Source organism: Desulfosporosinus paludis (genome assembly GCF_045689965.1).
Classification (GTDB): Bacteria; Bacillota; Desulfitobacteriia; order Desulfitobacteriales; family Desulfitobacteriaceae; genus Desulfosporosinus; species Desulfosporosinus paludis.
This window is the reverse complement of the sequence record NZ_CP144211.1, coordinates 314,794-327,245: the sequence shown is the minus strand read 5'-3', so window position 1 is coordinate 327,245 and position 12,452 is coordinate 314,794. Positions and strand designations below refer to the sequence as shown.

Genomic DNA, 12,452 nt, shown 5'->3' with positions numbered 1-12,452 from the left:
ATCGGCTAAAATGATCTGGGATACCTTGTCTTCGACCTCTTTAGGGGCAGAAACGCCGATAAGCCCGACCATATTGTCATAGCCAACTCTAAAGGCCACCCCCCCATAAGCAGGCCGATAATGATTGCCGCAAATCCATCAAGAGCCTTAATCGGCGTAAAGCGCGAAAGAAGAATTGCACTCAAAGCAAGTACTGCTCCGAACGTGGCAACAAGGTCCTCATAGAAGACCAAACGGGTCGGAGGAGAGGCTTGTTTAACATTTTTAAGGGCAAAAGGGATTAGACTTAATCCTCGCTGCTCGCTGTGTGTTTCTCTTCCAATCTCCCGGATGGCTTTATGAAGAACATAACCATCTGTTCCCATGGAGGCAATAAGGCTCAAAACGGTAAATCCCAGTGTCTGAAACGAAGTAGGATATTGAATGAGATGTATTCCCTCCAGAACAGTTTCATAAGCCATAATGGTTACAATAATTACGGCCCCCATACAGAATACATTAATGAGCCTGCCAAACCCGGTAGGGAATCGGGGTGTTGGTTTCCTTTCGGCGAGGATACTGCCAATAAAAACAAAGATTTGGTTTACGGTATCGGCCCCCGTGTGCATGGCTTCGGCAAACATAGCACCACTGCCGCTCGTGAAAGCAGCGAACCCTTTGATTAATACGAGAGCCAGATTTCCTAATGAAGCATAAAGAGAGGATGTATTCCCCTTCCTAATCAGTTCCCAAAGACCACTCACTCTATCCACACCATTCAATTGTTTTTTCTTAGCTTCCCTGAAATATAGGGCTTTATTCACTGGGCGTGACAGAAATCGATTGGTAATCATACCCTATTAAGGAATATTGATCGTGGAAAGTTGGTGAGAATGTGTCTTTATATCTAGCTTTGGGTGACTCCATTACTGCAGGGTATGGAGTTGGAACGGCCTTTTCATTTCCAACGGTCTATGCCCAATATTTAAGAAGGCATGAGCCGGATTTGCAACTTCTTAACCTAGGGATTAACGGCTTAACGACCAGCGGGCTGCTTGGATTACTGCGGCAAAATTCTGGGGTACGTCATCAAGTTTGTCAAGCGTCCTTGATAACTCTTACAATTGGCTCAAACGATCTGCTTCATTCTCTGAGAAATTCTTCTCAAGTCGTTGATCTTCCTCAGTTGACTTTAACTCTGAATCGTCTGGGAAAAACGCTGTGTCTGATTGGGGAGGAACTCAGAAGCCTTAACCCAAGGGCGATTGTCAAAATAGGGACTTTTTACAATCCCTTGCCAGCCGGTCCGTATGCACAGTACACCCGTCAAGCTCAACAAATACTGGATCAAGCCAACTCAATGATCGTTGCTTGGGCTAACCATTATGCAGGGAATGTCGCTCGGATTGATCAAGAGTTCTGTGGGAAAGAGCAACTGCTGATTGGCCCGGATTTTGCTCATCCCAATGCAGAAGGCTATCAGAGAATTGCTAGGGCCTTTGCCCGAGCTTAAGAAATGATAAGATAGCCTTCGGCAGTGAACTGCTCCCAAGTAGACACTGGGATAAAGAAAACTCGGCTTGTGCCGAGCTTGCGAAAGCAGAAGCCGTTAGTTGCACTTATGCTGTAGAAAGTATTCAACGAAGTTATACTTTCTGACAGTAAAATGAAAATTCTGACACCAATCATTTACTTATGGTTGGTGTCAGACAGTTTAGACTCTTTTTTTATCCACAGACTAAGAATTCTTTAGCGAAATGGGGAATATATTAAAGATTGCAAATGCTGGTAAAATAGATAAAATAAGAGTAACCTTCATAACATTACATGATAATAGTCCAGGAAAAACTTAGGGTATCCCTGGATAGGAACAATGAAAAGAAAGGGGACTGATAAAGGTATGGGTTTGTTTAGTAAGGTGAAAGATCTGCTGCAAGCAAATATTATGGATATGGTAAATAAGTCCGAAGATCCGGAAAAAATGTTAAATCTCTATGTGGAACGCGCAGTAGAAGAAGTTCGTAACTTCCAAATTCAGGTGAACCGCGCTGTAGCGGATAAGATTCAATTGGAGGAGCGTATTGCGGATCTGCGCAAAGAAATTGAACTGCGCACAGGTCAGGCAACCCTCGCCGTTCAGCAGGGAAAAGATGACTTAGCCCGTACTGCATTAACCTATAAAAAGCAAGCAGAAGCCAGTAAACTTGATTATGAATCTCAACTTGCCGAACAGAGCAAAGCCGTCGCAGACTTACAGGACAATCTGCGTGTCTTGAGTGAAAAATTAGAGAAGGCCAAAACGGAAAGAAACAATTTAATAATGCGGCAGCGCCGGGCGCAAACCATGAAGCACGCTAATGAAGCTGTTTCTGGACTTTCCTCTCATGATCCTTTGGCGGACATTGATCGTATGAAGGATCGAGTGGAACGTATGGAGGCAGAAGCTAAAGCTTCACGCGTTATGATGCATTCCAACTCCCTTGAGGATCAATTTGCAGAATTGGAAAAAAGCAAAGCGAATTCCGAAGTGGAAGATGAATTAGCCAAACTTAAAGCGGGACTAAAAGTTGGCTTAGATAAGGAGTAAGTCAGGTGATGGGCATGAAGCTGAGGACAAAATGTTTAGGGGTTGTCAGCACAACTCTTATGCTCTTAGCAACTAAGGTTACCCTGGTCTTGGCGCGCGGAGGCGGAGGAGTCGGCGGAAGCTTAGGCGGAAGTTCCGGTGGAAGCTCTGGGAGGAGTTTTAGCGGCGGGTCCTTCTCCGGCGGATATTCCGGGGGCTATTCCGGCAGAGGACTTGGCGGATTCTTTCCTTTCCCCTTCTTTTTCTTTGGAGGTTCGTCTTCAGGTTCCATATTTAGCTTCCTCCTTTTAATGGTGATTCTCTATCTGGTCTTCAAGGCACTGCGCTCTTCGCGCACTTGGAGCAAAACCCGATATAATCCCAGGAGGACGCCATCCGTGATGGAGAGACCTTCTGACGAATCAATTCCCTTGGATTTGGCAGGCAGACCCATTACGAATGCCGATAATCTCCAACGTTTTGGCAAGGCGATCAGCTTTACACGGGAAAACATGCGCTATTACGCAGAAACTTTCCCGCGTTGGGACCGCGATTTTCTAATCGGTCGAGTACGGCAGGTCTTCTTTTGGCTGCAAGATGCTTGGAGCCGACAGGATCTTTCTGCTGCTCATGAGTACGTGACTAAGACACTGGAAAACAAGTACCAATTAGATCTGCAAGGAATGAATGCTCGCGGAGAACGCAATGTGATCAAGGAACCTTTGCTCAGCACAGAGGACATAGAGTTTATTCACAGTCATTTGGATGAAGCGACAGAACATTTCATGGTGATGGTCTCAGCGAGTTTGATCGATTATACGGTCGATTCTGGCGGACGAGAGATTTCCGGAGATAAGCTTCACCGACTTTATTTCACTGAGTTTTGGGAGTTCGTCTGGCAGGATGAACGTTGGCTGCTCTCTAATATATACCAGGAGGATGCTTTAGAAGTGGCCAAGATAGCCCGCGGAGAAAATAAATAATGAAAGTGCTTATAAGCATTGAACGTCAAAACAACGTACACATGTGCCGTGTACGTTGTTTGTATGTATGTATTATCCTTGGGGGTTTGTTCTGCTAGTAGTGTACCAATAGAGTGCCACGGATCCAAAAAGGAGAACTCCGATGCCTAGGGCTATCAATAAACGACCAGGATGATGAGACGCTTTCCAGAAGTCGTGGCCCACCCAGGATTCCCAAATAATCATAGGGAATTTCCCCATGAAGGTCGCAAGTAGGAACGATGGGAAGGACATTTGAGACAATCCGCCAGCGTAATTGACGGCCGCGGAAGGAAGAACGGGAACAAGTCTCGAGAGAAAGACAATCGAAAAACTGTTGCTTTCAATAAGCGTCCCCCATTTGCCCAGTTTCTCAACTCTTGGCTGTGCCCATGCTTGACCGAGAGTACGGGCAAACCAAAAACCAAGAACAGCCCCAAGCAGGCTTCCCGATAATGAGAGCAGGAAACCGTCGACCCATCCATATAGGAGGGTATTTACTCCAGCAACCAAAACAAAAGGAACAACAGGAAAAAGCATAAGTAGTGCAATTATTAACAAATCAATCAAAAGACTTAGGCTTCCCCACTGTTTGATAAACGCTTGAAAGATGTCAGGATGCTGAAGTTTGGGATAAAGAACAATAACGAGAGAGAGGGAGAGCAACAAGGTGAGACACGAGAAATGCTTTTTTTTCAAGTCATACCCTCCCAATGAAGAGTTTTAACAAATCGAATAAGTCTATCCTAACACATTATGGGCACCTTTGAATAGAAGTGAATATTTAATGGAACGTGAAAAGGCACTTTTTCTTTTGCCGGTTTGTGATAAAATATGGGTAAAGATGAGAATGATGAGAATGAAAGGGTGATAAGCCCCATGCCTGTCCAATCTCAGACGTATTGTCTGAAACCTGAGGATATTTTTGCGCTTCTTCAGGAAATTAATCATGAAGAAAATCTGGAAGACGCCTTGAAAATTTTGACAAGTCGAGGGCTCGATTTTTTTAACTCGACAATGGCTGGTATATGGCTCTTTCAAGAAAAGAAATTTCATTCTCTTACCATTAGCGCTCGCACAGAACAACAGGAAAGATTCTTAACATCTAGCTTTCTGCCCTCAGATTTTCGCAACTTTGTTACAGATGGAATTATGGGGGATACTTTTCTTGAACCTAAAATGACACTTCATGAAATTGACGAGCAAGGGAATGAACGCCACCCCGGAGAGTCAAAAAACAGTTATTGTTTTAAGGCGTGGAGCAAAAACTTACGCGAATTTAGAATACGCCGAATTTTATGTGTCCCTCTCGTCCATTTTGGCCAGTTGTTTGGTTTGCTGACCCTCTTCAGCTGCGATCCTTTATCCTTTGACAAAGACAGCGTTTACTGGTTGGAACAACTTATGCCTTTGATCTCCTCAAATGTCTATGAACAACAATTGCGTTTAGCGGCTTTGGAGCGGGAACAAGCTTTATCGCTGCTTTTACGAGGAACTGAAATTTTGGTTAAGGCAGTGTCGGAGGATCAACTATTGACTGAAGCCGGGGAAATGGCCATGGAGATTTTATATCTTGAAGCGGGTTTCTTCCATATGGAAATGGAAGGGGAATGGAGCCTGCGTTCCCCTTTTGGTCGCCTTAAACAGTTTGAAGATATCTGGCGAGAATGGATGAATCACGATAAACAAGCTCATTTTCCCACGGGATATGTTCCAAGCTCGACCCCAACCTTAAGAATCTTTGAAGAACAAGATCAAAAGGATTTTCCTAACCCCGTCAGAAAAATCTTTATTCACCCGATCATTACCTATCGGGGGATTGTCGGAGAACTGTGGTTAATGGATTCTGGAGTCAGAGATATTGAACAAACACAAGAGATACTTTCAGCATTTGTTCGGATGTTGAGCATGTCCTTGGAGACGATTCGGCAAAGGTCGGAGTTAAAACACTTGGCGACAACGGATCGCCTGACAGGGATCTTAAATCGTCAAGGCTTTGAACAGCGGATTATAGGAGAAATGGCAAGTACTTTGAGGCGAGGTTCGACCTTTCAGTTTTTATTGCTGGATTTAGACGGCTTTAAGAAGTTAAATGATACCCAAGGGCATCCTGCCGGGGATTTAGCCCTCGTTCATGTCGCTCAAAACCTGCAAAAATCTGTCCGTTTAGGTGATATTGTCGCCCGAACTGGCGGAGATGAGTTTGCTGTTGTTCTTACCGACTTGAAGGCTGGTCCTGATGCTATAAAGATTATGGAACGGTTAAAGAATAATTTAGATCTTGAACAATATGGCTTAGGAATCAGCATTGGAGTCGCGGAGTTCCCGACAGAATCTCAAGATTATGAGACGTTATACAAAGTTTCCGATCATCGGCTCTATATTGGAAAACAGAATGGTAAAGGACAAATTGTCTCGGGTTAGACAAATCCATATCGTTTACCTGAATGGGTGCGAATTAGTAACGGCATGACAACAGCATGCTGTTTTTTACGTTCCGCGCCCAAGGAAAGATTTGCTTGCAATGGGTAGGCTTGGGCTATACATTAGAAATAGGATTTAGCGGCCTATTTGTGGAAAGAGCTAGAGGGAGTGATTGACTTGGAAAAGAGATATATACTGGCCCTGGATCAGGGGACGACAAGTTCGAGGGCCATACTTTTCGATCATCAAAGCAGGATCCTGGGTGTATCTCAGGCAGAATTTCCTCAGTGTTATCCACAGCCGGGATGGGTGGAGCATGATGCCCTTCAGATTTGGCAATCGCAATACCAAGCTCTGATAGATGTCTTAGCCAAAACAGGGATCACCTGCTCAGAAATCGCTGCGGTGGGGATCACAAATCAGCGAGAGACCACGATTATCTGGGACCGAGTCTCAGGTGAACCGGTGGCCCCCGCCATTGTCTGGCAATGCCGCCGTAGCGCTGGATTGGTGGAGAATTTGCTTGCTAAGGGTTGGAGAGAGACAATTCGAGCTAAAACTGGTTTAGTGCCGGATGCTTATTTTTCGGGGACGAAGATTAAATGGATATTGGAAAATGTCGAAGGTGTACGTCAGAGAGCTGAACGCGGGGATCTTTTGTTTGGCACGATAGACTCTTGGCTTGTTTGGAAACTGACATCCGGGAGCGTTCATGTTACGGATTACTCGAATGCCTCGCGCACGATGCTTTATAATATCCATACTTTATCTTGGGATCAGGATATCTTGATGGAATTAGGAATTCCATACTCTCTTTTGCCAGAAGTAAAGCCTTCCAGTCAGGTTTACGGGGAGGCAGTTTATGGAGTCTTTGCTGGTCAGGGTGTGCCTGTCAGCGGAATTGCGGGAGATCAACAGGCAGCCTTATTTGGACAGATGTGTTTCGCACCTGGTATGGTGAAAAATACCTACGGAACCGGTTGCTTTATGCTGATGAATACTGGAGAGCGAGTTGTTGCGTCTCAGCATGGTCTGTTGTCGACGATCGCCTGGGGCATCAATGGTCGAGTGGAGTATGCTTTAGAAGGAAGTGTATTTATCGCTGGGGCCGCACTTCAGTGGCTTAGGGATGGATTGCAGCTTATTTCTTCGGCCAAAGAATCAGAAGCATTAGCCCGAGAGGTTTCCGATACAGCTGGAGTTTATGTCGTTCCTGCGTTCACAGGGCTTGGGGCACCTTATTGGAACATGAGGGCTCGCGGGGCTATCTATGGTCTGACTCGGGGAACCAATAAAAATCATTTAATCAGAGCTACACTGGAATCTATGGCCTATCAGACTAAGGACGTTTTAACTGCCATGGAGAAAGACCTTGGGATAAATCTTCAGTCCGTAAAGGTGGATGGCGGAGCAGCAGAAAATAATGTTTTATTACAGTTTCAGGCGGATATTCTCGGGGTTCCTGTGGAACGTCCGCAAGAGATAGAAACAACTGCGCTGGGCGCAGCATATTTAGCGGGCTTAGCTGTTGGCTTTTGGCGTGATCAGGATGAATTGAAAGCAAGTTGGTGTTTGGATCGTCGGTTTGAGCCGAAGATGGCTCCTGAGCTGCGCTCGAAGTTCTACAAAGGCTGGCAAAAAGCGGTCCAACGTACTTTGGATTGGGATGAAGAATAGGTATAATTAAGAGTAATATAGAAAGAAGGTAACAAACTAGTTGCCTTCTTTCTATATTGTGTTTTTTTTGTCAAATTTAATAATAAATCCAATTATTAGCAGGAATTTTCATGAAACTTCGAGAATGAAAATTTAAGGAGGGATCCATTATGAAAGGGAGTCTGAAATGGGATAATTTAAAACGTGTAACTCCTATAAGGATGACGAGTCTCTACGCACTGCTCGGTGGTTTGTGGATTCTCTTCTCGGATCGTGTATTAGGTTTCTTCGTCCAAGACCATGAGTTATTTATTCAGTTATCAGTGGTTAAAGGGTGGCTGTATTTTGTTGTGACGTCGGTGCTCCTCTACTTTCTCTTTTATTTTGGGCTAAAATCACTTCAAGATTCTGAGGAGGCCCTGGAGGAAAGTTATAAACAATTACAGTTAAAGCATCTAGAGCTTGAGACTGCCCACGAAGAAATGGAAGCGACGCATGAAGAGCTTGTGTCAGCGGAGGAAGAGCTAAAGCAGCAGTTTTATGAACTCCAAGAACAGGAAGCGTATTACCGCCGAATCTATGAGGGGATTTCAAGCGGAATTTTAGTGCAGGATCGCTTTGGCAGGACGATTCACGCTAATGATGCAGCTTATCGGTTGTTAAAGCTTAGCCGTCCCCAGTTGACTGGCCCCACTCCGCTCGAGGAAACTTGGCAAGCCAAGTTCTCGGATGGCACCCCGTTTCGTTGGGGGGAACTGCCGAAGGATGCATTTTCTGGTAAGACAGGCTATAATCTTTATCGTGAAATAGAGGTTTCAAGTGAAAATAACCTGAAATCCTGGCTTTCAATTCATTCAGACGTAATCCGGAATTTAAATTCAGAACATGATCAGGAAATTGTCACGACTCTTGTAGATATTACGGAAGAAAGAATCTCGGAAAATTACGAACATCTTTTAAAAGAGATTGATCGTTTAGTGCTGCAAGAAAAACCCTTGTCCGAAATAAAAAAATATCTCTGTGAACAGCTAGTTGAAGAAATGGATTTTCCCTGGGTTTGGATAGGAATGAAAAAGGACGATGGGATGGTTCAATTTCGAGCCCAAGCAGGAATTACGAATCCGGATCCGCCTATTGTTCGGTGGGACGAGTCTCTTTATGGTCATGGTGCTGTTGGACAGACGATTCAAACAGGGGAAAAACATATCTATACTTTAGAAGGCAACCCCCTTTATGAAGCCTGGAAGGATTTTATTGAATTCAACGAACTTCGTTCTGTGGCAGCCTTCCCCTGACACATCAGGGAGAGACGTTTGGTGCGTTGGCTTTGTATTCCCATGAGACTGATTTTTTTGACAAAAAACGAATTGCCCTTTTGGAGCATTTTTCCCTCCAATTAGCCTTAACGTTTAATTATGCTCAAGATCGGGAACATTTGGAACGCTATCGCCTATTAGCAGAGGACTCCTTGGAAATTATTCTCTTTGTTCAACCGGACGGACGGATTCTTGATGCCAATGAGGCGGCTGTGAAGCGTTATGGTTATACCCATGAGGAGTTAACCAGTATACATATTCAGGATCTACGCTTGAACGACGATAGAATTGTACTTTTAGATCAGCTTCAGGGAGCGAAGGACGGGATTAAGTTTGAATGTCTGCATCGCTGCAAGGACGGAAGTATTTTCCCCGTCGAAGTCAGCTCCAAAGGAGCAACTTACCGCGGAAACCAGATTGTTATCAGCATTATTCGCGAAACGACCGAACGCAAAAATGCCGAAGCCATGATTTGGCTGCAGAAAGAACGAGCGCAAGTCACTTTGGATTCCATTGGGGATGCCGTGATCACCACCGATGTCAATGGAATTGTTGATTATCTCAATCCGATCGCAGAAAGCTTAACAGGTTGGACAAATACTGAAGCAGCGGGTCAGTTTTTAGAAAAGGTTTTTCAGATCGTCAATGAAGATACTGGAGCGCCGGCTGTCAATCCAATTGTTCGGTGCCTGAGAGAAGGACGCATTGTTGGGTTAGCCAATCATACCGTCTTGATTCATCACAATGGACGGAAGATAGCTATCGAAGATTCGGCGGCTCCCATTCGCGACCGTCAGGGAAAAGTCATTGGCGGGGTTCTCGTTTTTCACGATGTCAGTGATAAGCGGAACTTAATGCGCGAACTGGCTCACCAAGCTCAGCACGATGCCCTAACAGGGCTTCCGAACCGGCTCTTATTCAATGAACTATTAAATCAGGCCTTAGCCCAGGCAAGACGCAAGAAGAGTAGGTTGGCTGTCTTGTTCTTGGATTTGGACCATTTTAAACTAATCAACGATACGATGGGGCATAATATGGGAGATCTTCTCTTAAACCTATGTTCGGAACGCCTTCAGCTGGCTCTGCGCGAAGGAGATACTATAGCACGTCAAGGCGGAGATGAGTTCTTAGTGCTTCTTCCTGATATCCTCCAAATGGAAGAGGCGGCCTCAATAACGGAAAGAATCTTAGATATTTTTCTTAAACCTTTTTCACTTGACGGGAATGAAGTCTTTATCAGCCCGAGTGTAGGGATAAGCCTTTATCCTAACGATGGAGACGATTTAGAAACCTTGGTCAAGCAAGCGGATGCGGCGATGTACTATGCTAAAGAACAAGGCAGAAAAAACTATCAATTCTTTACTCCAGAGCTCAATTTTAGAGCTCATGAACGATTGTCTCTGGAAAACAGCCTGCGCAAGGCCTTAGAAAGGGATGAGTTCGTTCTTTATTATCAACCTCAAGTGGATTTCGATACCGGGTGTATCGTAGGGTTGGAGGCCTTAATTCGCTGGAACTCTGCTGAGCGGGGACTCGTTTCGCCGAACGCTTTTATTCCGATTGCTGAAGAAACAGGTCTGATTGTTCCCATCGGGGAATGGGTGCTGCGCAGAGCGTGTGCTCAAAATGTCGAGTGGCAAAGGCAGGGATTTAAACCGCTGCGTATTGGGGTCAATATTTCCGCCCGCCAATTTCAAGAAGCTAATTTTATTGAAACCGTAGCCCAAGTACTTTACGAGACAAACATTGACCCTCAATGGCTGGAAATTGAAATCACAGAAAGTATTGCCATGGAAAAAGGAGAGACCTCCGTCGAGATGCTGCATCGTCTCAAAGAATTAGGGGTGCGGATATCCATTGATGATTTCGGAACAGGGTTTTCGTCTTTGAATTATTTGAAACGGCTTCCGGTAGATACGTTAAAAATTGATCAGTCGTTTGTAAGAGATATTCAAGTAGACGATAATGGTGAGGCAGTCATCACCACGATCATTCTGTTAGCTCAAAATCTCCGGCTCAAAGTGATAGCCGAAGGGGTTGAAAACGAGACTCAATGGACCTTTCTTAAGGACAAGCGCTGTGACGAAATGCAGGGATTTTTCTTTAGTAAACCTCTGTTGGCGGAAGAAATTGAAAGGCATTTCTTAATTCCAGAAGAGTGATCGTTCTCTCGTCAGAGAGATGTTTTAATAATATTTTTTTAATAGCAAGGTAAGTATTATTTATCGGCTGTGAAGCAGGAATGTTATTTTCAAAAGTAGAATTATATACTCAATCAATTATATAACAAGACGAAATAATGAGATACTTGATAGATCAGGTGGCTCTTTAGGAGGATTTGGTATGAACTATGCAAAATGGATGGCCGAAACAGGAGATAGTTTTATTGGTGAAATGTTAAAAGCAGCTCAAAACCCAAGTATGATTTCCTTTGCTGGTGGATTACCTGCGCATGAACTATTCCCAGATCAAGCCTTGCAGCGCAGTTTCCAGCGGGTTTTTGAAGAACAGGGAAAATCTGCTCTCCAATATGCTCAAACTGCGGGGCATCCACCACTAAGAGAATGGCTCGCTAAACAACATTTAATGAATGGGAAACCGGCTGAGATGGAAAACATTGTTGTAACCACCGGAAGTCAGCAAGGACTGAGTTTGTTGGCGCAAACCTTCTTAGATCCGGGGGATGTTGTGTTTTTAGAAATGCCCACTTATTTAGGGGCCATCCAGGCCTTCCAAGCGTTCCGTGCTCAATTTCGGATGATTCCCTGCGACGACCAAGGGATCATTCCGGAAGAACTGGAAAAAATGCTCCAGGAAGTTACCCCGAAATTTCTGTATCTTATTCCCAACTACCAAAATCCATCGGGCAAGGTAATGGGGCTTGCCCGGCGGCTGCAGCTCTTACGGGTAGCTCAGATTTACGATTTGCTGATCGTGGAGGATAATCCTTATGGGGAGCTGCGTTTTGAAGGGGAGAAGCTGCCAAATCTCCTCGATCTTGGTGAAAATGTAATTTACCTGGGTACGTTCTCTAAAGTGTTAGCACCGGGACTAAGAGTCGGTTATGTGGTGGCAGAGGCAGATATTGTTGATCACCTTTGTCAAACAAAAGAAGGAGTAGACTTGCACAGCAATAATCTCACTCAACGCGCTGTCATCGAATTTTTAAACGAAGGGCTGCTTCCCGGACATATCGAGACTTTGAGGAAGGTTTACAAAGAACGAAGGCAGGCCATGGTTGAGGCGATAGAAAACTATTTGGGTGACGAAGTCGAAATGATCATTCCTTCAGGAGGGCTCTTCCTTTGGGCTCGATTTAAAAATATTACCAACAGTTTTGATTACGTTGAGGAGACCATTCGTCAAAATGTACTCTATGTTCCGGGAGCGCTCTTTTATACAGACCAACGTGTTACTTCAGAGGTGCGCTTAAATTATTCCTGCTCAACGCCGGATGTCATTAATGAGGGGATTCAGCGCTTAGCTCGAGCGATCGTAGGATAGAGTCAT

10 protein-coding genes are annotated in these 12,452 nt (G+C 44.7%); 8 read left to right on the top strand and 2 right to left on the bottom strand.

The window, feature by feature from the left end:
- Positions 1-5: 5 nt before the first annotated feature.
- Entirely contained in the window at positions 6-752 is a 747-nt protein-coding gene (locus VZF35_RS01530) for a cation diffusion facilitator family transporter (protein WP_407310338.1), read from the bottom strand.
- A 122-nt stretch (positions 753-874) separates the two neighbouring features.
- Here VZF35_RS01530 and VZF35_RS01525 point away from each other — a divergent pair, with 122 nt between their 5' ends.
- The 3 genes from VZF35_RS01525 (at position 875) to VZF35_RS01515 (ending at position 3,528) form a co-directional block, all read left to right on the top strand.
- Entirely contained in the window at positions 875-1,492 is a 618-nt protein-coding gene (locus tag VZF35_RS01525; RefSeq protein ID WP_407310336.1) for an SGNH/GDSL hydrolase family protein, read from the top strand.
- 387 nt (positions 1,493-1,879) lie between these two features.
- The gene (locus VZF35_RS01520; RefSeq protein ID WP_407314400.1) at positions 1,880-2,566 is read left to right on the top strand and encodes a PspA/IM30 family protein; all 687 of its coding nucleotides are present in this window, start codon (positions 1,880-1,882) and stop codon (positions 2,564-2,566) included.
- Between the two features lie 14 nt (positions 2,567-2,580).
- Positions 2,581-3,528, top strand: coding sequence for a TIM44-like domain-containing protein (locus VZF35_RS01515; RefSeq protein WP_407314398.1), 948 nt, complete (start codon positions 2,581-2,583; stop codon positions 3,526-3,528).
- A 72-nt stretch (positions 3,529-3,600) separates the two neighbouring features.
- Here the strand turns inward: VZF35_RS01515 and VZF35_RS01510 are convergent, their stop codons facing one another.
- Positions 3,601-4,245, bottom strand: a complete 645-nt coding sequence (locus tag VZF35_RS01510) for a TVP38/TMEM64 family protein (RefSeq protein ID WP_407310334.1) — start codon at positions 4,243-4,245, stop codon at positions 3,601-3,603.
- Between the two features lie 135 nt (positions 4,246-4,380).
- On the opposite strand from VZF35_RS01510, the gene VZF35_RS01505 reads away from it, so the two are divergent.
- The 5 genes from VZF35_RS01505 (at position 4,381) to VZF35_RS01485 (ending at position 12,446) form a co-directional block, all read left to right on the top strand.
- Positions 4,381-5,970: a diguanylate cyclase gene (locus VZF35_RS01505; protein WP_407310332.1), complete on the top strand. Its 1,590-nt coding sequence runs from the start codon at positions 4,381-4,383 to the stop codon at positions 5,968-5,970.
- A gap of 177 nt (positions 5,971-6,147) precedes the next feature.
- Positions 6,148-7,647 (top strand): glycerol kinase GlpK, encoded by a 1,500-nt coding sequence (gene glpK, locus VZF35_RS01500; RefSeq protein WP_407310330.1) that lies wholly within the window; start codon positions 6,148-6,150, stop codon positions 7,645-7,647.
- Positions 7,648-7,796: 149 nt separating this feature from the next.
- Entirely contained in the window at positions 7,797-8,921 is a 1,125-nt protein-coding gene (locus tag VZF35_RS01495; protein ID WP_407310328.1) for a PAS domain-containing protein, read from the top strand.
- Between the two features lie 32 nt (positions 8,922-8,953).
- Complete coding sequence (locus VZF35_RS01490) at positions 8,954-11,104, top strand: putative bifunctional diguanylate cyclase/phosphodiesterase (protein ID WP_407310326.1); 2,151 nt, start codon at positions 8,954-8,956, stop codon at positions 11,102-11,104.
- A gap of 181 nt (positions 11,105-11,285) precedes the next feature.
- The gene (locus tag VZF35_RS01485; RefSeq protein WP_407310324.1) at positions 11,286-12,446 is read left to right on the top strand and encodes a PLP-dependent aminotransferase family protein; all 1,161 of its coding nucleotides are present in this window, start codon (positions 11,286-11,288) and stop codon (positions 12,444-12,446) included.
- Positions 12,447-12,452 lie beyond the last annotated feature (6 nt).